Raw genomic sequence first — 19,823 nt, forward strand, 5'->3', positions numbered from 1 at the left:
AGTACTTGTTATAGCTAACTACGTACAAATGTTAGGGAATATTAAAACTCAATATAAATATTATCAATATGGAATTATATACTATTGACATACAATATTACAGTTGGTAATATATGCACATAATTTTTCGATGAGGTCAAGTCAGGCGGAGGCAATTTTTGATGCGTGTGGTTGAATATGAAGGATGATGAGATTACTGCTGTTACTCAAACCGGATGAGCAACGTTTTTTTAAAACTGGGGGGTTATTTAAGAAATGCGTGAGATGGTAGTTTCCAAAGACACACTGAACGAAATGATGTACAGGGCCACAGTGCGCGCAGCCTGTATTATTCCGAGGGATTGTCGCCAGGCTGTCGAAAAGGGCGAGCGCCTGGAGGAAACGGAGGTATCCAGGGGCCCACTGAGTTTTTTCCTTGAAGCCTGCGACGCCGGCGAAAAGGGCAGGACGCTGTGTCCCGATACCGGCTGGCAGATTTATTGGATTAAAATGGGGGAAAACGTCAGGATTGAAAATGGTGTATCAAGTATACAGGACGCAGCTGAACAGGCGGTAGCAAAAGCTACCGGCGAAGGTTATCTGCGGCCTCATCTGGTGCATCCCCTGACAATGAGGAATCCATTAAATAATGTAGGAGTTCATGCTCCTATTGTGCACATTCAATTCGATCCTGCTATTGATTATATAGAGATTGTTTCGGTCTGCAAGGGAGGCGGTGGCGAGCTCTTTGGAGGAATTCAAAGAAACCTATCCGAGGCCGATGGTAGAAAAGGAATAGTTAAATTCGTTTTGGATTGTTTCGTACACACATCTTACTCGGGTAAAACATGCCCTCCAGGCATTATAGGCATCGGCATAGGAGGTACTACTGCAACCTCGGCACAGCTTGCCCTTGAAGCTGCGTGCCTGCGCACTATAGGCAACCGTCACCCGGACAAAGATATTGCAGAACTTGAAGACGACTTACTGGCCCAGTTTAACCAACTGGGTATTGGCCCTATGGGTATGGGGGGAAAAACCAGTGCACTGGATGTGCACATCGAATATGCTCTAACCCACTTTGCCGGCATATCCGTTTCTTTTAATACTTTTTGCTGTGTGATACGACGGGCTACCGCCCGCCTGGACTCATTGGGACATATTGAATATGGTGATGCACCCAGCTGGAATTATCGTTAAGAGGTGAAAGATGGAAATTAAAAGATTGAAAATTCCACTGAGTGAGAACGATGTTCGAACACTTAATATCGGAGACCTGGTAACATTTACCGGCCTGTTATTCACGGGCACCGAGGTTTTCCATAAAAGAGCATTCGAAAAAAATGCTACGCCGCCTATAGATTTCAAGAAAATGAACGTAATGGCCCATGCTCCTCTGAGTATCAAAAGAGGTGAAAATGGTGAATGGGAACCGATGCAATGGGATAAGTTTGCGATTATGGTAACATCGGGGAGTCGTTTTGAACCCTATTTACCCAGGCTCATCCAGCAACTTGGCCTCAGGGCGGTTGTCAGCAAAGGCAGTATGGGTGAACAGACCAGGAAGGCAATGGCGGAATTCGGCTGTGTACACCTGACTGAGAATTCGCGATTGGACAAGCCGGGAACGGCCGATACGGTAAAACGCGTTATAGAATCCTATGGATACGATGAGGTGGGACCATTTGAGGCAACCTGGGTACTGGAAATTGAGGACTGGGGTCCGCTAGTGGTTGATATCGATGCCCATGGAAATAACCTTTTTGACCAGATCGAGCAAGTCGCTATAGAGCGACTGAAAAAGACCTACGCCCACTTTAATATACCTTCAGGTTTTCGCTATTCCATGGCTCTGCCTGATTCTAAAGAGGACAGTTATTATTCACGATAAATAGATTCTTTAATCGCTATCGATCCGAGTTTCAAATGAACGCTTCATGGCCGGGTATGCAGTATAATTGGCGTGAATTAGTTACGTTGCCACGATTACTGCAGGAGGAGGAAGATCATGAAGGTAGTGTATCATCCGCGCTACACGGATGTGTATGAGAGCGATCCCGCCGCAGCTCCCGGACGTATGGAAGCGGTAGTAAAAGAGCTGGGCGGCTTCGATTTCGTCGAGCCTCAGCCTGCCGGCCTGGACTACATCCAGCTATGTCATACGCCTTTTCACATCAGCTACGTACAGCGATACGGCGATGTGTTTGACGCGGCCTCGCTGGCCGTCGGGGGCGCCATTCTGGCATCGGATCTAGCCATGAAAGGCGAGCCTGCATTCGGATTGATCCGTCCTCCCGGCCATCATGCCAGCGCGGACAGCTGCTGGGGATTTTGTTTCTTCAACAATATGGCTATTGCCATCGCCAGATTGCTTGAAAAAAAGAAGATTAAGACGGCGCTGATACTCGATTTTGACCTGCACTTCGGCGACGGAACATCCAACATTTTCAGTGGCAATCACGATGTGACCTATTTTCATCCCGAAGACGGGGACAGGCAGGAGTTCGTAGACCATGTGGGACGTTTTCTGGGCCAGTCCAGGGCTGATATCATAGCAGTCTCGGCCGGATTCGACCGCCATATCAATGACTGGGGCAGGCTGTTAACTACAGAGGATTACATGACTATCGGACAACATGTTAAAGAGTTCGCCGAGAAGCAATGCGAAGGCCGCCGTTTCGGCCTGTTGGAGGGCGGATACAACCACGACGTCCTGGGAAAGAACGTCAGAGCCTTTCTGGAAGGGATGAGCTGAGGCTTTGTCCGGTTGTCTTTCGCATCTAGACGGATGCGCGGTTATTCACTCAACGTATCATTGTGACGGCGTAAACACCCATTGTAAGGGCATACAGTATCGCTGCCGCCAGTGGTACTGCGATGATAATCAATGCGGGTAGCGGTCTGTTTTTGCTATATAGTATGGCTGAAGCGATGATGCAACCGGCCGCAATTGCCCCGTAGGCCAATATCGGCGCCACTATCATCCAGACGGACGGATCTCTCTCAGACCCCGGCTTATCAAAGGCAAACAATGATGTGAATGCTGCAAAAGCCCAGGGTATCAGCGAGATCATAACTATCACCAGCAGTATAATCGTTGCCGTTCTGATATTCTTATCCTTGTCCTTCATCAGGTGCGCTCCTCATATTTATTGAAACAGGTGTATCAGCGGCGCAGACCCGGCAGGCTTGGCCGGTTGGGTACGCTGCTGTGGCTGAAGCGTGACTGATGATCGGGTATCTGGAATGAAGGCGCATCGGGCGGTTTGGGAATCTGTACGGATCCCGGCGCAGGCAAATTGGTTATGTCCGGCTTGATCGGCGGTTCCCCGTTACCACTGATGTTGACATCGACGTCTGCGTTGGCGTTTACATAATAGTATTGATAGCCGGCCAGCCATCCTGTTTGCCAGGCACTCGGGTAAACAGTGTAATAGGCGCCGGTATAGCCATCGTTATAGCCCACCTGTTCTCCTTCGTAGAGTCCGGTGCCGTCTCCAAACTGTGACGAGAGCAACTCGATCAGTTTCTCAACGGCCTGATAACCGTTGTCGAAGCCCGACTTCTGGCCCTCGGCCTTGCCGTCGTTCAAACCCTTCTCGTATCCGAGTTTCTCGCCGGCGACCAGCCCTTTGGCCATGCCGACTTTCTCGCCTGCCTCAAAGCCCAGGTTCCTGCCCATCTGGTAGAATCCGAAGCTGGCCCCTCCGATGGCCAGTATGACGAGCACGATGGCTATTATCAATACAGATGTATTAATCTTCATGATTCTTTCTCCGCTGTAGCATGATTCTGACGAAGTCTATTGCTGGGGCGCCGGCGCTGAAGGGGCGGTGGGCACCCAGGCCGTGCTGGGTCCGTCTGAATAGGTGACCATCTGATTTCCCGCTACAAAAGGCCCGGCCTGTTGCCAGCAGTTGTTGCAGCCCTGCCACCATCCCGATCGCCAGCCGTTTTGCCAACCTCTGGACCATCCAGCGCTATAGCCGCTGTTATAGCCGATTTGCTGGCCCTGCGCCTCGCCCTGGGCCTGTCCCTCAACCCTGCCCTTGGCCAGTCCTGCCGAATAGCCCTTATCGTAACCGGCTGTCTCACCGTCCTGCTTGCCCTGCTGATAACCGGCGGTCTGTCCTCTGTTGTAACCTTCCTGTGTGCCGATTGCCGTTCCATCGGCATTGCCTCTGCTGTAGCCCGATTTATATCCGGTATCCATGCCCATCTGATAAGCGCCGTATCCCACCACTGCCAGCGCAACGATGATCAGGATAACAATGACTGCAATCTTACCGCTACCTAAAGTCATATCGTACCTCCTTGAAATCCACGCCAATATATTAGATCAAACAGGGCATTAGTTAAAGTAGAATCGAATTATTGCTAAGCGTATTCTTTTCTTACCATCAAACTAACATACAAGCCGGTCATTTTCAATAGCCTCTCGTTGATTAATTAAAAGCGATTTGATAGAATGCTAGCTGTCGAATATCGTATGCTCTTCGATCCGTATACCTAAACTTTAAAGGCATGGTATCCGGACGGCAGGCTGAAAAGCCTCGAGGGTGCAGTAGGAAACATCTGCGCCTCCCATTTTGGAAAGGAGGGTAAAATGAGAACCCTATTAATCAATCCTATCCGTCGCTCATCAATTTCCTTCATCATCACCTGTCTACTTCTGGGCGTCATGCTTGCCGGTTGCGCACCAGCTGCAATACAGCCGGCGCCGGCCGACAACACGTCGTCCCAGAGTACAGCCACTCCCATCATTCCCGGTAAAGCGCGTTTCAAAATTGCCACGACCACCAGCCTTTATGACACCGGTCTATGGAATTACCTTGAGCCGATGTTTGAAAAGAAGGCCAATGTCGAGCTGGACATCGTCTATGCCGGCACAGGCATTGCTCTGGAGTATGCCAGACGTGGTGATGTGGATGCCGTTATCGTGCACGATCCCGCGGCTGAGGCTAAATTCATAGCCGAAGGATACGGGATCAACAAGCGATCGTTTGCCTTTAACCATTTCCTTATTGCCGGACCAGCAGGCGATCCAGCCGGTATCAAGGATCTATCCCCCGAGCAGGCACTAACGAAAATATACGAGGCCGGTATAGCTGATCCAACGAAGGTAAAATTCATATCCCGAGGGGACAACTCGGGGACGCATTCCAAGGAGAAGCTGATCTGGAAGGCGGCCGGGCTGGACTATGCGGATGTGCAGAAATCAGGGCCCTGGTACGTTGAAGCGGGCAAAGGCATGGGGCCCTGCCTGCTGATGGCCTCGGAACAGGGCGCCTACATCCTGGCCGATATATCCACTTTTCTCGCATACAAAGGCAAAGTGGACGTGGTACCCCTGGTCGAGAAAGGCGAGCTCTTTTTGAATGTCTATGATGTGATAGAGATCAATCCTGACAAGATAAAAACAGCCAAGATGCTTTCCACCGCTAAAGCCTTTACCAACTGGCTGATATCCGACGAGGTGCAGGATTTGATCGGCAACTACGGGGTGGCTGAATACGGCAGGTCGCTTTTTAATCCTCTCAAGGGCGGCGGATGCACCGAATCCGGATGTCCCAAACTGGAAGATTACACAGTACCGGTTGAATAAGGGATAAAAAGATGCAGGAGATCTGGCAGGCCCTGGTCCAGGCGGTCGACCTTATCGTCAGCCTGGATAATGAGGTCATCCAGATCTCACTGCGTTCACTGTATATCTCTGGATGTTCCATACTGATCGCCGCGCTTTTTTGTATCCCCATCGGCGGCCTTATCCATTTCCATGATTTCAGGGGTAAGCGTGTTGTGATCAATATCATACAGACCTTTTACAGCCTTCCGACCGTTGTGGTGGGCCTGCTGGTGTTTCTTTTTATCTCGCGCTCGGGACCGCTGGGTGGCCTTGAACTGATGTTCACACCGACTGCCGTGGTGATCGGGCAGGTGATACTGATCCTGCCGGTGCTCACAGGTATGACGATCAATGCGTTGAGCGGTGTAGACAGGGCAATACGAGACACAGCGCTTTCCTCCGGCGCCAGCAATACTCAGGCCATGTGGGCGATTCTGTTTGAAGCCAGATTCGCCGTGGTGGGGGCGCTAATTCTGGGATTCGGGCGTGCCATCTCCGAGGTGGGCGCAGCGCTGATGCTGGGCGGCAATATCCGAGGTTATACACGGATTCTGACCACCGCCATCTCACTGGAAACACAGCGCGGCGACCTTGTGCTCGCTCTGGCGCTGGGCATTATCCTGATCAGTATTGCTATGGTGGTCAGCATTACCATGAACATCCTTCTGCAGAGGTACTGATGGCCATTCTTGAGACTGTGGACCTGGAACAGCGCGCCGGCGCCGCCGTGCTCCTGAACAAGGTTAGCCTGTCAGTGGAGAAAGGGGAAATATTTGCCGTCATCGGTCCCACCGGCGCGGGCAAGACCACGTTATTAAGGCTGATCAATTTGCTGGACCGCCCGGCGGCCGGCGACATTTATTTTGATGGGCAGAGAATAACCGATCCATCCTACGATACTGTTAAGGCGCGCCGCCGTATGGCGATGGTCTTCCAGAAGCCGGCTGTTTTCAACAGCACGGTATATGAAAACGTGGCATATCCACTTAAAGTACGCGGGGCTCATGGGAAAAACGAAAGATCCGCCGTTTGCCAGCTGCTTGAAATCATTGGATTGGGCGGATATGCCGGGCGTAAAGCCAGGACCCTCTCGGGAGGCGAAGCGCAGCGCGTAGCGCTGGCGCGCGCCGTGGTGATAAAACCGGACCTGCTGCTGCTCGATGAGCCCACGGCCAATCTCGATCCTGTGAACGTAAGAATGATCGAAGAACTTGTAATGCAGTTCAACCTGGAAAGCGGGTTGACCGTAATTATGTCGACACATGATATGCAGCAGGCGCAGCGTGTAGCCAACAGGATAGGCGTCCTGATGAACGGTAAGCTCGTACAGGTGGGCAAGCCCGGCGATATCTTTTACTCTCCCGATAGTGCCAGGATCGCGGGCTTTGTGGGTATTCGCAACCTGTTTCGAGGCTACATTGTGCGGAACGAAGCTGGCATTGTTGTAGTAAACATCAATGGCCGGGATATCCAGGCTGTCTCGGACTTGCCGGCGGAGTCGGCCGTGGAAATCTACATCCGGCCTGAAGATGTAGTTCTGTCCACAACGGTCTCTACAGGCAGTGCGCGCAACAACCTGCGGTGCTCCATCAGGTCATTTTCCCCAAACGGTCCGCTATGCACTGTCATTGTGGATTGCGGATTCCCGCTTGAAGTGCTGGTAACGGATAAGTCCGTTGTTGAGATGGAATTGAGCCAGGGCCAGGAGGTGTATGCCTCGTTCAAGGCTTCCGCGGTCCGAGTGTTGCCGTCAATGCCGAGATGAGCCTGTCAATGGGCTGGCGATGTAGGTACCGCTTTTGCCGCCCGTTTTCTTGATAAGGCGCATATCTGTGATAATCATGCCCTGATCGAACATCTTGCACATATCGTAAATAGTCAGCGCCGCAACAGCTACAGCTGTGAGAGCTTCCATTTCGAAGCCCGTTTTGCCCCGGCCTCTGACCGTAGCTTCGATAGCTATGACGCCTTTTTTGGCAGGGAAACTGAAATCAACAGATATACTGGTAATGAGAAGGGGATGGCACAGCGGGATGAGGCTGGATGTCTGCTTGGCAGCCATGATGCCGGCTGCCTGCGCTACTGCCAGGACATCGCCCTTGGGTGTATTCTGCCCTTTTACCTTCCCGAGAGTATCATTGCTCATGCTGATGCGGGCCACCGCAGTCGCCAGTCTCTGCGTGTCCTTTTTGCTTGATACATCTATCATGCGGGTGTCATGTTTGCCCATGTCTTATCCCCCTATGCCTGACATCCTGGTATGCGCGGCGCAGTTGTCCGACAGCCGGTGCATCTCGGGTTTGGCTGCAATAGCATCGAGCAGCAATTGTTTAATATCGTGAACCGTGGCGCCCCTGCGCAAAGGCGCTCGTACATCTATACCGTCTGTGGAGAAGAGGCAGGGCAGCAATTTGCCGTCTGCCGACAGTCTAAGCCTGTTGCAGCGGTTACAAAAAGGCTCCGAGACAGCCTCGATAAATCCCACCGTACCGCCGGCCCCGGGCAAGCGATAGTATTTTGCTGCGCCGTTGCCGGTCATGCCGTAGTGAGGTTCAAGCGTTCCCAGCTTCTCTATTTCCCGGCGCAGCAAATTGGCCGGAACAAGGCCGGCCGCTCCCTGAAGCGGCATCAGCTCAATAAATCGCACGTGCCACCCTTTTTCCAGCGTCGTAAGGGCGAAATCCTGTATCTCGTCGTCGTTGATACCCTGCATGGGAACCACATTAATCTTGACCGGGTCCAGTCCGGCTTCCCTGGCGGACTCCATTCCCCTGAGCACGTCAGCCAGGTCGCCTGTGCGTGTTATCTGTCTGAAGCGGTCGGTTTTCATCGTGTCCAGGCTGATATTAACGCGCTGCAATCCTGCCTTTGCCAGCTCGGCCGCATACTTATGCAGCAGTATGCCGTTGGTGGTCATCGATATCTCGAGTATCGCTTCCACCGCTGAGATCATGCGTATCAGGTCCGCTATGCCCGCTCTGACCAGCGGTTCGCCGCCCGTGATCCGGATCTTATTCATGCCGATCTCCACTGCTGCGCGCACCACCATAAGGATCTCTTCATAGCTTAAGATATCCTGGTGCGAGACAAGCGGGACGCCTCCAGGCGGCATGCAGTAGATGCATCTGAGGTTGCAGCGGTCGGTGACGGATATCCTCAGGTAGTCTATGCCCCTCTGAAAGCCATCGCATATTCCCGGCATAATTACCCCCTGATCAGATATGATCTCCCGATCTGCCCTGCAGCGTCTCTATGGCATGTGGCACGAGGGGCAACAGCAGACCCAGGTATTCCTGAACGGCTTTAGGGTTGCCCGGCAGGTTGATGATTAGACATCTGCCGCGCGTGCCGGCCACAGCGCGGCTGAGCACGGCCGTAGGGGTTTTTTTATAGCCGATGGCCCTCATCATCTCCACGATGCCGACCAATTGCTTGTCAATTATACTCAGCGTGGCCTCCGGTGTAACGTCCCGTGGACTTATGCCGGTACCGCCCGTTGTGACAATCAGGTCCACATTGCTGCTGTCAGCCCATGTTGCAAGGGTACTGGATATGATTTCCTCCTCGTCGGCCACGATCTGATAAAGGGCGACCTCCATCCCCATGTTGCGGAAAGTTTTAACTATGTAATCGCCGCTTGCATCAGTGCGCTGGCCCTGTGAGCCTTGGTCGCTGACGGTGAGAACCCCTGCTTTATACATTCAACATCCCTTGTAGGGGCGTACCTTCAGGTGCGCCCGTTTTCGGGCGGGTTTAAAAACCCGCCCCTACCCTGACCTCCTTATATGAATTGAGGCCGTCTTTATTATACCAACCCTTTTCAATGTTCCCAGCATGGCCAGTATGGAGCTGGCCATAATATCTTTTACGAACCGTTTGAGCGGCACGTTTTTGCCGTTCACTGCCACCGACATATCGGCAGCCATGTCGGCGATTACATCATGTTCGATAAAATCGGCGATCCTGGTTATTTCCTGCCGGCCGAACACCGGTTTTTCCCCGGCTCTCTTGACTTTTGCTATTACTGCACAGAGGTCGGATGCGTTGCATACCAGATCCCCTGGTTTGCCTGATGGGCAGACCTCGATCTTGGGCGTACTGGTATCTTTAAATCCCTCCGCCAGGATGATGTCGTAGCTATCGCCGAGCAGACGCACGGTTTCCTCCAGCGCAGGTTCATGATCGAGCTTATTGAAGACGGTTACCCGCAGAGGTGAACTGATCGCCACGGCGTCACTGCCGGCCTCAGAATAGCGCCAGGTGTCCTTACCCTGCGCATCGAGATCGATTGTCTGGTGGCTGTGCTTGACGGCGCCCACGCGATAACCTCGTGACTTGAATTCGGCAATGAGTTTCTCCATGATAACCGTCTTGCCCACTCCTGACCTGCCAACGATAGCTATAACCGGCACCATATGGTTCACCTCGCTATAACATTTCCTCTATATCATCCAGTAATTGCACCTTTAATATATCTCCCGGTCTGGCCAGTGGAGAGTCCTCCGGGACGATTGCCAGGCCGTTGGCTCCCGACATGGAGGTCAATATGCCCGATCCCTGCGGGCCGGTGACGCATGCCTTCCAGCCATCTTCTGTTCTGGCGACTTTAACCCGCACGAAAATGCGTCGCGCATCAGTATTGATAATCTCCTGGTCTATTGCGGCGTATATAACCGGCCTGGTATGTTTATGAATGCCGCGCATCTTCAGGATGGCCGGCCGGGCGAACTGTTCGAATGTGATCATGGAACTGACGGGATTGCCCGGCAGTCCAAGGTGGGGGACCTCCCGGCCGTTGTCCGCTTTGAGTGTACCGAAGGCAATTGGTTTGCCCGGTTTCATACGCACTGTCCAAAATCTGATGTTTCCCATTTGGGCCAGCACATCCTTAACTACATCGTAATCCCCTTTGGAGACCCCGCCGGAGGTTATCAGCATATCGGCGTCCAATCCAAGCCTGATTTTTTCCTGCAGCGAGGTCAGTGTATCCCTGCCTATACCTATTATCCTGGCGATGCCACCGTATCTGGCGACGTTGGCTGCGATGGTATAGCTGTTGCTGTCGTAGATCTGACCCGTCGCAAGCGGTTTGCCGGTGGGACATAACTCATCGCCGGTGGAAAGTACCGATACTACAGGGCGGCGAATGACGTTCGCGTTCTCATTTCCCAACGAGGCCAATATACCTATGCCCGAGGGTAGCAAAAGAGTGCCTTTTATCAGTACGACCTGTCCGGCGCGGATGTCTTCGCCTTTCAGGCGGGCATTGAGTTGAACCTGAGCAGTCTCCAGTATTCCTATTACGTCCAGTGGCTTTTTCTGTTTTTTTCGCTCTGTCTCATCGGTATTTTCAAATTGGACAACTGCATCAGACCCTGCGGGCAGGGGCGCGCCCGTCATGATGCGCACGGCTGTCCCGCCAGTCACTTCCAGTGATGTAGTATAGCCGGCTGCCACCTCTCCGATTACCTTTAGATAAACGGGACTTTGCCGGCTGGCGCTGAATGTATCGCAGGCTCTAACCGCGAATCCATCCATGGCCGAGTTATCATGGGGCGGTATATCAAACCGCGCCACCACATCTTCAGCCAGAACCTGGCCCAATGCTGAAAGGATCGGCCTGTTCTCGGACTCCAGTACATGGACGGTGTCCAGTATTTTTTCCAGCGCATCTTCAAGAGGAATCATAGTCTGCAACGACCTCCGGATTGGATGGTATTATGTTGGTGGTAAATTTAAATGTCAAATTGAGTAAATCGGACCGCTGACCGTAGTATCAGCCCTGTTTAGCTTCCATTTTGCGCAGTTCAGCCCGCAATAATTTGCCCAGCAGGTTTTTGGGTAACGCATCGATAAATTGAATGGCTTTGGGAACCTTATAATTTGGCAGCTTCAATTTACAGTAGGCCAGTATTTCCCCGGCGCTGATCATCTCGTCCTTGCGCAGCACGCAGTACGCCTTTATCTCCTCTCCATATACGTCATCCTTGACGCCGATAACACCGACCTCTGCGATCTGCGGTATTTGAAGCAGGACCTCTTCAACCTCCCGTGGCGATACGTTTTCACCGCCCCTGATGATGATATCCTTCTTGCGATCGGTGATATAGAAGTAGCCGTCCTCGTCCATGTAGCCGACATCTCCGGTGTGCAACCAGCCGTTACGAAGGGCGTTGGCGGTCTCCTGAGGCATGTTCCAATAGCCTTTCATAAGGGTGGGCCCTTTGACCACCAGTTCGCCTGTCCGGCCGGGCGGCAGCTCATTATCCTGGTCATCGAATATCTTGATGGTATCTGCCTTTATCATGCAGACGCCGATGGATCCATACTTTGGCGGTTTGTTGGGCATATTGCCACATGTTGTAGCGCCGGTCTCCGTCATGCCCCAGCCTTCGTAAATATATGTGCCGGTCTTCTCCTTCCACTGTTGTCCCACCGCGAGTGGCAGAGGCGCCGCCCCGCAGGCGCACTCCTGCAAAGAGCTGAGGTCGTACTTGTCGAAGTCCGGGTGATTGAGCATCATGATATACATTGTTGGCACGCCGGAAAAATTAGTAACACGGAACTCCTGGATCAGTTTGAGGGCCTGCTCAGGATTGAACCACTTCATCACAACGCCCCTCATGGCGCCGATGACGCCCATCAGTGAGGTGGCCAATCCGTAAGAATGTGAGAGCGGCAGGACGAAAAGGCTGAGGGCCAGGCGGTTGCCCCCGGTTACCTTGCGCTCGATATCTATCGGTTTATGGGTCCTTACGTCCATCATGGTGCTTCTAATTTCAACCGTAGAAGAGCGATAGCGAAGGACGAAATCGCCGTATCCCAGCGCCGTCATGTACAGGCTGAAATGCGAGTGCATTACGCCTTTATTGGGACCGGTCGTGCCAGCTGTATAGATCAGTGCCGCAATATCATCATTATCGGTCTCTTCGATCTTCAGACTATCCGGCTGGTTTGAGACGAGAGTGTCATAAAAAATAGTGCCGGGGATATCGTCCTTCTCGGTCACTATGACATGTTTGAGTTCGGTGGCCTGTTCTTGCGCGGCCTGCACCCAGGGGGCGAACTCAGGGCTGGTTACAACGGCCCTGGCCCCGCTGTTCTGGTATATATAGGCTGCCTGGTCCGGTCTCAGCAGCGGGTTCATGGGTACTGCGATCGCGCCTATCTTGTAGATGGCAGGAAATGACCAAATTACAACCGGGCTGTTGGGCATCTGTATGGCTACTCGATCCCCCCTCTGTATGCCCAGTGACTTCAAAGCGTTGCCCAGTTTGTTGGATTGCAGTTCCATCTCTACATTGGTGTACCACTTCCCCTCGTAATAGACGCTTTCATATGGACCGTATTTCTGGATATTGTCGAGGCCGAGGCTGCCTAAATTCATACCACCTGCCTCCTGTCCGCGCTTATTTGGCTAAAAGTGGATGGGATTCTGTGACTGGAAGCATTTCCAGTAAGGTTTTAGATTGTTTTTAACCTCCGCCTCGACCACCTTGGTCTGGGCATATGCCGGATCCTTGTAGAATTTCCTGGTGGCAGGCTCGGGCTCCTCTACATCGATATCCCAGTCTGCCAGTCCGGAAATCAGTGCCATCCATGAGTAAGGCAGGACGCGTTTATTATAGCCGGAAGCAATCAGGTCGAGCTCACGGCCCTGGCATACCTCGTCTGCCAGATATCTGACCTTCTCACCGATCATCTGAAATCCGCGTACCGGCAGCCCGAGGTCGGTCAAACCGTCATCCGGGTGGGGATCGGATCCCCCGTTGCGAATAATAATCTGGGGTTTGAACTCGCGCACCAGGGGTTCGACTATCTCGCCGAAAACACGGTAGTAGGAGTCATATCCGGCGTTGGGAGGCATGGGAATATTAACGGTAAAACCTTTTCCCTTGCCCGTACCGATGTCGCCGACAAAGCCGGTTCCAGGGTAAAGAGTGCGAGGGTCCTGGTGCAGGTCGATAAAAAGCACCCTGGGATCATCGTAGAAATACTCGCAGGTCCCATTACCTGCGTGAGCGTCGGTGTCCAGAATAAGCACCTTGTTTAATTTGTAATTGTTGATCAGATAGCGGGCGGAGAAGGCGACATCGTTATAAAGGCAGAAACCTTCTCCGCATGAGGGCTTGGCGTGGTGCATCCCGCCGCCTATAGAAATGGCCTTCTTGTAGGTGCCTTTTTGAATGATGTCGCAGCCCATCTTGGCCTGGCCGATGATAAGCCGGGCTGCCTCCTCCAGCTTACCCGGCGTATCGAAGGGCATATTGTCCATACTCTGGAAAAGGCCGAACTTGACATGATCCAGTACGCCTTCATGGGCCGCTTTATAGTAATCATGTGTGAAATCTACATAATCTTTGTTACAGATGAGCAGCAGGTCTTCCAGTGTGGCCGGCGGCGCCTTAATGAAGCGGTATTTCTCCCCCTCAGGCAACCTCTCCCGCAGGAAACTTGGGAAAATCTCATACCGGTCGCCGCGGAACGGGTGTCCCGGGCCATAATCATATTCCCGCAATTCTTCGCTGTAGAGAATGGCAATAGTCAAAATGGCCTCTCCGCTAATTTATACGGGGAAAAATGCTATAGCAATATTACTCCACTGGAAAAAGTTAAACAAGGTGTCCCAGGGCGGCGTTCGTTTCACTCTGAAAATTGCTGGCGTTTTGTTTAACCTTTAATATAAAATGTATACATTTACTGGTGAGGAGGCCGGATCTATGAAAAAGGTATTGGTCACCGGCGGCACAGGATTCATCGGCCGGCATGTTGTACGTGGCAATGTTGAAAAAGGCAATCAGGTGCGCGTGCTGGTATTGCCGGGAGACGAAGGAGAGGCCGCTATCAAGAAGCTGGGTGTGGAGACCGTGACCGGTGATATTCGCGATTACGAGTCTGTCAGGCAGGCTGCAGCCGGCAGAGAGGTCATATTCCACTGCGCGGCGGTTGTTACGGACTGGGCGCCGGCCAGGCTATTTAAAGAGGTTACCGTGGGCGGGGCCGAAAACATCTGTCGCGCCGCCATCGAAGCGGGAGTATCGCGGCTGGTGGACATCAGTACTTGTGACGTCTTCGGCACCAGTGAATCGATAGTGATGGATGAGACTCTGCCGCTGCAGTACTGGGGAGAGCCCTACCCAGATGCCAAGATAGACGCGGAAAAGATCATGCGCAGGTATCATGAGGAGAAAGGGCTGCCGCTGGCCATGGTTTATCCGCTGTGGGTGTACGGCGAGGGTGATCAGACCTTCGTTCCCCTGCTGGCCGATGCCATCATCAAGAAGGAACTGATATTCTGGCGAAAGGGCGCCATAGTGTGGCCCACATACATCGACAACCTGGTAGACCTGTTGCTGTTGATCTCGGAGGACAAGAGGGCCGTCGGGAACGGCTATCTGGTCCATGACGGCGAGTCGACAACGCTGGAGGAATTCTGCGCGGGTATAGCCGCTGCACTGGGAGTGCCGCCCATCAAGACTTATATACCTTACTGGGCAGCGATGAACGCGGCCAGGGTGATGGAATTTAGCTGGAGGCTTTTCAAGATTAAAATGCGCCCTCTGCTGACTACATATACTGTAACAAACCTTGGATCGAGGTTCAGGTTTTCCATAGACAAAGCCGAACGGGAGCTGGGATGGAAACCGCGTATAAGCTACCGGGAGGGCTTCGATCGCACCATGCAATGGTTAAAAACACTGGACAAGGCATCTTTTAAACAGAAATAAGGGAGAAAAAAATGAAAGACTTTAAAGATAAGCTGGTTTACATAAGTGGTGGTTCTTCAGGCATTGGGCTTGGAGTGGCGAAAGCGATGGCGGCCAGGGGGGCCAACGTAGTTATCTTTGCGCGCCGTCAGAAAACGCTGGACGCTGCCCGTGATGAGATCAATGCATGCCGGATGATCGAGAGGCAGAAGATACATTGCCGGTCGATGGATGTCTCTCAGCGCGAACAGGTGGAGGCGGTGCTCAAAAAGGCTGTAGCGGAATACGGCGTTCCCGACATCCTGATCAACTGCGCCGGACGTGCCCGCCCCGCTTACTTTGAGGAGATCAGCTTTGAGCAGTTCGAGGAAACCATGAAAGTGGACCTGTACGGTGTATGGAATACGATATCGGTACTTCTTCCTTATATGAAAGAGCGCGGCGGATATATTGTGAACGTATCTTCCATCGTGGGTTTCCTGGGCATCTTCGGCTATACCGATTATGCTGCCGCCAAGTTCGGCGTGATTGGTTTATCGGAAGCTTTACGCAGTGAATTCAAGAGATACAATATCGCGGTCTCGGTGCTGTGTCCGCCGGATACCGACACCCCCGGATTTGTGGAGGAAAACAAATCCAAACCTGAGGAGACCAAGGTTATCTCGGCCGGGGCAAAGCTTATGCAACCGGAGGCTGTAGCGGAAGCCCTGCTGAAGGGAATGGCTAAAGAGGAGTTCATTATCATCCCCAACACGGACGGCCGTTTTACCTATATTATGAAGCGGCTTTTCCCCTGGCTGGTCGAGATGGTAACCGATTCGCAGGTGCGGCAAGTGCAGAAAGCACAGGTAAGAGGTCGGTGAGAAGGGATGATTAAAGACGACAAACGCCGACTGATCGCTTCGCTCGAGATCGTTACCGGTGTCGGGCTAATTCTATTCTGGCTGGCCTTTTTCACTGTGGGACTGGCGCCCGAAAAGGCGCCGCCCTGTTATTACGCCTATGAGAATTCCTTTCCATTACCGGATGGTATTCTGGCCGTATTGCTGCTGGTTGCGGGTATGTTGCTGATGAAATCAAATCCCGCCGGGCGCGCTCTGTCATTAATTGGAGCGGGAGCATTGATCTTCCTGGGGCTGCTCGATTTCAGTTTTAACCTGCAGAACGGCATATATCTAACCTCGGTAGTAGACCTTGTGCTGAATGCCTTGATCAACCTGTGGTGCGTTGGCTTCGGTTTGGCGGCGTGCATAGTCGTCGGCAGGATGGAAAAATGACTGCCGGTCAGCCGGCATTATCTGCGTTTTTACAGATATAATGGTTGCATCAGGGTTGCAACCATTATTATATTAGTCATGAAGCCGCGGCCGGCGTCTCTATTTTGCAGACTATCTTTCACTGATATACAGTCGTCCTTGCTATTGAAAAAGTATGTTGTACAATTTCCCGGATAGAACCCGCAGGTGTTTTGCTTGCACGGTTGGGTGAAATATTGAAAAGGAGAGAGGTTGTTATGAAAGCTGTGCAGTTCGATGTTAAAATCCCGCAATATCTGACGCTCAAGGTTATCGGCGCGTTGAGCGAACGAGCTTATTACAGCGGTCCTCTATCTACGGTGAAGCTGGTCGATATTCCCGAGCCTTCAATACCTTTCCCTGACTGGGTAAAGATTAAAGTTTCCCGTTGCGGTAATTGTACCAGCGATATCTACGCTGTTCTGTTGAAGGTTTCGGCAGCCTGGACACCATATACTTCTTTTCCGGCTGTGCCCGGCCACGAGATATGCGGCACTATTGATGAGGTGGGTGCGGATGTGCAAGGTTTAAATAAAGGCGACCTGGTTGCCGTCTGCCCGGTGCTCAACTGCATAACACGTGGTATTGAACCGGTATGTAATGCGTGCAGTAAAGGTCTTTCGAGTTGTGAGAACTTCGCCGAGGGCAAGCTGCCTCCGGGACAGGCTATCGATCTCTGTATCGCGACGATGGGAGGCTATAGCGAATATATCATCGCCCATAAAAGCCAGGTTTTCAAGATTCCGGCGGGGATGAGCGTTCAGGAGGCGGCCCTGGTTGAGCCGTTTGCGATTGCGCTTGAAGCAGTCTTTACCAACATGCCACAGAAAGGGGAGCAGGTGCTGGTAATCGGCGGCGGGGTGATCGGCACCATGATCATGCATTCGATACGCGCCCTTGAGATCCCGTGTGAGATGACGGCCGCTGTCAGTTCAAAATTCACATCCGATCTCGCCAGGAAGTCGGGCGCAGACCACACGATTACGGGCAAAACTGCGTTGCAGCAGGCAGCGAAGATTACCGGAGGGCGGTGCTATAAACCCATGCTCGGTCCGGATGCTATGATGTGTGGATACGACAGGATATACGACTGTTTCTCCACTTCAAGCAGCGTCGGCCTGGCCATGCGTCTGGCAAGGACCGGCGGTGTGATCTCCCTGGTGGGTAACTCCCGCGAGATCAAATTGGATCCAACCCTGATACTGATCAAGCTGATATCGATCAAGGGCTCGCTGTATTATGGCTTCCACGAGTGGAAGGGTAAACGCAGGCACGTATTCGAGATTGCCATCGACCTTATGTCGGGAGGCAAGGCGAAGCTGGCTGATATGGTAACGCATACCTTCAGGCTGGATGAATACAAAAAGATGATGAAGGTCAATACAAACAAAGGTCGTAACAAGGCTATCAAGACCCAGTTTGTCTACGACTAGACAAGGCATCATAGATTTCAGCGGCACATATTGACATGTATAGTAATTATTGATATATTATAGGTCAAACGTTCGAACTAATTAATTAGCATAAGCTTTAAAAGTACAGATTATTTGCTCACGGGGGAGATCAGGGCTCGGCATATATTTGTATATGGATTGTAATGAGACGGCTCATCCAAATAGTAAGGGAGGATGATGGAGTATGAATATAGTCATAGGCGATCTGTTGAGGCACAGCGTAAACAGGTATCCCAAACGCCTGGCTATATTAGGAGATGATGTCCATTTCACGTATGAGGAGTTTAACCAGCGGGTCAACCGCATAGTTAACAATTTGCTTGGAAGCGGATTGAAGAAGGGCGACAGGCTGGGGATACTGCTTATGAATTGCTATCAATTTCTGGAGCTCATTATGGCTTGCGCCAAAGCCGGCATTGTCATGGTTCCCATAAACTGGCGCTTCCAGGCGCCTGAAATCAAATATGTCGTCGAAAACTCCGATACCTGTGCCATGATAATGGGGGAAGAATTCATACCGACTATGGAAACAGCGGCCATGGATATAGAGCAAATACCGGCGGATAAATACTGGGTAGTGGGGAGTAAGAAATTCCGCAATGCAGGCGGTTTTTATCAAGACCTGGTAAAGGAGGGCTCGTCGGACGAGCCAGATGTTAAAATCGATCCGGATGATATTTTCTTTATAGGATATACGTCGGGTACAACCGGCTTCCCCAAGGGTGCGGTGATATTACACAAAACGGAAGTGGAGCGGGCCATTGCGATTAATATGGAATACGCTATGCCTCCTTCCGGACTGGTCAACCTTATTGTGATGCCCACCTTTCACTCAAATTCCATCTGGAATACAGTGGCTTCTTTTCTCAGCGGTGCCACCATTCATATATATCACCTGCGTGGTTTTAATGGTGAGGAGATACTGTCGATAATCGATAAATACAGGGTGACTCTATCGGGTATGGTTCCCACTATGTTCAACATTATCTTGGCTTTGCCGGAGCAGGTGCGCAACAAGTACGATGTTTCCAGCATGGAGATATTGCTTTCGGGCTCCGCACCGATATCGGAGAAAACCAAGACCGAGATACTGTCCGTCTTCAAAAATGCCAAGCTCTACGAGGGCTATGGCTCGACCGAGACGGGTCTCGTTACTAATCTCTATCCCGAAGACCAGTTCAGGAAGATGAGATCGGTAGGGCAGGCTGCTTTCGGCAAGCAGGTGAAGATACTGGATCCTGAGGGCAAGGAACTGCCACCCGGTGGAATAGGAGAGATATACACCCGCGGCATCAATATTTTCAAGGAGTATTTAAAGAACCCGCAGGCTACTAAGTCTGCCTTTCGTGGCGAATGGTGTACGGTGGGTGATATGGGATACCTCGATGAAGAGAACTACCTGTTCTTGGTAGACCGCAAAAACGACATGATCATCTCCGGCGGCGAGAACATCTACCCGACCGAGGTTGAGAACGTCATTTATACACACCCTTCCGTCAGGGAGGTGGCCATCGTTGGCGTACCTGACGAATTCTGGGGTGAGTCGGTTAAGGCGGTGGTCCTTCTGAAGGACGGGATGAGCGCGACGCGGGAGGAGATCATCGAGTTCACAAAGGGAAAGCTGGCTGGCTATAAACGTCCGCGCACGGTGGACTTCGTTACAGAGCTGCCCATGACTCCCACCGGCAAGATATTGCGCCGTCTGGTAAAGGAAAAATACTGGCAGGGCAGAGACAGCAGGATTTGATAAGCGGTATTTAAT

General features: G+C 52.0%; 21 protein-coding genes and 1 riboswitch. Of the genes, 11 read left to right on the forward strand and 10 right to left on the reverse strand.

The window, feature by feature from the left end; genetic code table 11:
* Window positions 1–255: 255 nt before the first annotated feature.
* From WC359_00230 to WC359_00240, 3 genes are all read left to right on the forward strand, one after another.
* A complete protein-coding gene (locus tag WC359_00230) occupies window positions 256–1,179 on the forward strand; it encodes a fumarate hydratase (protein ID MFA5398862.1) in 924 nt (307 codons plus the stop codon).
* Between the two features lie 10 nt (window positions 1,180–1,189).
* Window positions 1,190–1,870 carry a fumarate hydratase C-terminal domain-containing protein gene (locus tag WC359_00235; protein MFA5398863.1) on the forward strand — a complete coding sequence of 227 codons (681 nt, stop codon included), beginning with the start codon at window positions 1,190–1,192 and terminating at the stop codon, window positions 1,868–1,870.
* A 117-nt stretch (window positions 1,871–1,987) separates the two neighbouring features.
* Window positions 1,988–2,734 (forward strand): histone deacetylase family protein, encoded by a 747-nt coding sequence (locus tag WC359_00240; GenBank protein MFA5398864.1) that lies wholly within the window; start codon window positions 1,988–1,990, stop codon window positions 2,732–2,734.
* 49 nt (window positions 2,735–2,783) lie between these two features.
* On the opposite strand, the gene WC359_00245 is transcribed toward WC359_00240, so the two are convergent.
* Genes WC359_00245 through WC359_00255 form a run of 3 tightly spaced genes read right to left on the reverse strand, consistent with a single transcriptional unit; the run spans window position 2,784 to window position 4,282 of the window.
* Entirely contained in the window at window positions 2,784–3,110 is a 327-nt protein-coding gene (locus WC359_00245) for a hypothetical protein (protein MFA5398865.1), read from the reverse strand.
* A 35-nt stretch (window positions 3,111–3,145) separates the two neighbouring features.
* Window positions 3,146–3,745, reverse strand: coding sequence for a hypothetical protein (locus WC359_00250; protein ID MFA5398866.1), 600 nt, complete (start codon window positions 3,743–3,745; stop codon window positions 3,146–3,148).
* A gap of 36 nt (window positions 3,746–3,781) precedes the next feature.
* Window positions 3,782–4,282, reverse strand: a complete 501-nt coding sequence (locus WC359_00255) for a hypothetical protein (GenBank protein MFA5398867.1) — start codon at window positions 4,280–4,282, stop codon at window positions 3,782–3,784.
* 180 nt (window positions 4,283–4,462) lie between these two features.
* Window positions 4,463–4,595: riboswitch (molybdenum cofactor riboswitch) on the forward strand.
* Between WC359_00255 and WC359_00260 the strand changes: the two genes are divergently transcribed.
* The 3 genes from WC359_00260 to WC359_00270 all read left to right on the forward strand — a co-directional run bounded on the left by WC359_00260 (window position 4,586) and on the right by WC359_00270 (window position 7,370).
* Window positions 4,586–5,584 carry a substrate-binding domain-containing protein gene (locus WC359_00260; protein ID MFA5398868.1) on the forward strand — a complete coding sequence of 333 codons (999 nt, stop codon included), beginning with the start codon at window positions 4,586–4,588 and terminating at the stop codon, window positions 5,582–5,584. Its footprint overlaps the riboswitch before it by 10 nt.
* 11 nt (window positions 5,585–5,595) lie before the next feature.
* Window positions 5,596–6,285, forward strand: a complete 690-nt coding sequence (locus WC359_00265) for an ABC transporter permease (protein MFA5398869.1) — start codon at window positions 5,596–5,598, stop codon at window positions 6,283–6,285.
* Window positions 6,285–7,370, forward strand: a complete 1,086-nt coding sequence (locus WC359_00270) for an ABC transporter ATP-binding protein (protein MFA5398870.1) — start codon at window positions 6,285–6,287, stop codon at window positions 7,368–7,370. The genes WC359_00265 and WC359_00270 overlap by 1 nt, the downstream gene beginning before the upstream one ends.
* Here WC359_00270 and moaC read toward each other — a convergent pair.
* The 7 genes from moaC to WC359_00305 all read right to left on the reverse strand — a co-directional run bounded on the left by moaC (window position 7,356) and on the right by WC359_00305 (window position 14,153).
* Complete coding sequence (moaC, locus tag WC359_00275; protein ID MFA5398871.1) at window positions 7,356–7,835, reverse strand: cyclic pyranopterin monophosphate synthase MoaC; 480 nt, start codon at window positions 7,833–7,835, stop codon at window positions 7,356–7,358. The two genes, WC359_00270 and moaC, sit on opposite strands and share 15 nt — an antisense overlap.
* A gap of 3 nt (window positions 7,836–7,838) precedes the next feature.
* A complete protein-coding gene (gene moaA / locus WC359_00280; protein ID MFA5398872.1) occupies window positions 7,839–8,807 on the reverse strand; it encodes a GTP 3',8-cyclase MoaA in 969 nt (322 codons plus the stop codon).
* Window positions 8,808–8,820: 13 nt separating this feature from the next.
* A complete protein-coding gene (locus WC359_00285; protein ID MFA5398873.1) occupies window positions 8,821–9,306 on the reverse strand; it encodes a MogA/MoaB family molybdenum cofactor biosynthesis protein in 486 nt (161 codons plus the stop codon).
* A 66-nt stretch (window positions 9,307–9,372) separates the two neighbouring features.
* Entirely contained in the window at window positions 9,373–10,020 is a 648-nt protein-coding gene (gene mobB / locus WC359_00290) for a molybdopterin-guanine dinucleotide biosynthesis protein B (protein ID MFA5398874.1), read from the reverse strand.
* Between the two features lie 13 nt (window positions 10,021–10,033).
* Window positions 10,034–11,293, reverse strand: a complete 1,260-nt coding sequence (glp, locus tag WC359_00295; GenBank protein MFA5398875.1) for a gephyrin-like molybdotransferase Glp — start codon at window positions 11,291–11,293, stop codon at window positions 10,034–10,036.
* A gap of 88 nt (window positions 11,294–11,381) precedes the next feature.
* A complete protein-coding gene (locus WC359_00300) occupies window positions 11,382–12,992 on the reverse strand; it encodes an AMP-binding protein (protein MFA5398876.1) in 1,611 nt (536 codons plus the stop codon).
* A 30-nt stretch (window positions 12,993–13,022) separates the two neighbouring features.
* On the reverse strand, window positions 13,023–14,153 hold the full coding sequence (locus tag WC359_00305; GenBank protein ID MFA5398877.1) for a hypothetical protein: 1,131 nt from the start codon (window positions 14,151–14,153) through the stop codon (window positions 13,023–13,025).
* Window positions 14,154–14,325: 172 nt separating this feature from the next.
* Between WC359_00305 and WC359_00310 the strand changes: the two genes are divergently transcribed.
* From WC359_00310 to WC359_00330, 5 genes are all read left to right on the forward strand, one after another.
* Window positions 14,326–15,333, forward strand: a complete 1,008-nt coding sequence (locus tag WC359_00310; protein ID MFA5398878.1) for an NAD-dependent epimerase/dehydratase family protein — start codon at window positions 14,326–14,328, stop codon at window positions 15,331–15,333.
* A gap of 11 nt (window positions 15,334–15,344) precedes the next feature.
* Window positions 15,345–16,175: an SDR family oxidoreductase gene (locus WC359_00315; protein ID MFA5398879.1), complete on the forward strand. Its 831-nt coding sequence runs from the start codon at window positions 15,345–15,347 to the stop codon at window positions 16,173–16,175.
* Window positions 16,176–16,181: 6 nt separating this feature from the next.
* Entirely contained in the window at window positions 16,182–16,589 is a 408-nt protein-coding gene (locus WC359_00320; protein MFA5398880.1) for a hypothetical protein, read from the forward strand.
* Window positions 16,590–16,825: 236 nt separating this feature from the next.
* Complete coding sequence (locus tag WC359_00325; GenBank protein ID MFA5398881.1) at window positions 16,826–18,040, forward strand: alcohol dehydrogenase catalytic domain-containing protein; 1,215 nt, start codon at window positions 16,826–16,828, stop codon at window positions 18,038–18,040.
* A 205-nt stretch (window positions 18,041–18,245) separates the two neighbouring features.
* The gene (locus WC359_00330) at window positions 18,246–19,808 is read left to right on the forward strand and encodes a long-chain-fatty-acid--CoA ligase (GenBank protein ID MFA5398882.1); all 1,563 of its coding nucleotides are present in this window, start codon (window positions 18,246–18,248) and stop codon (window positions 19,806–19,808) included.
* Window positions 19,809–19,823: the final 15 nt, after the last annotated feature.

Source organism: Dehalococcoidia bacterium (assembly GCA_041653995.1).
Classification (GTDB): Bacteria; Chloroflexota; Dehalococcoidia; order GIF9; family UBA5629; genus CAIMUM01.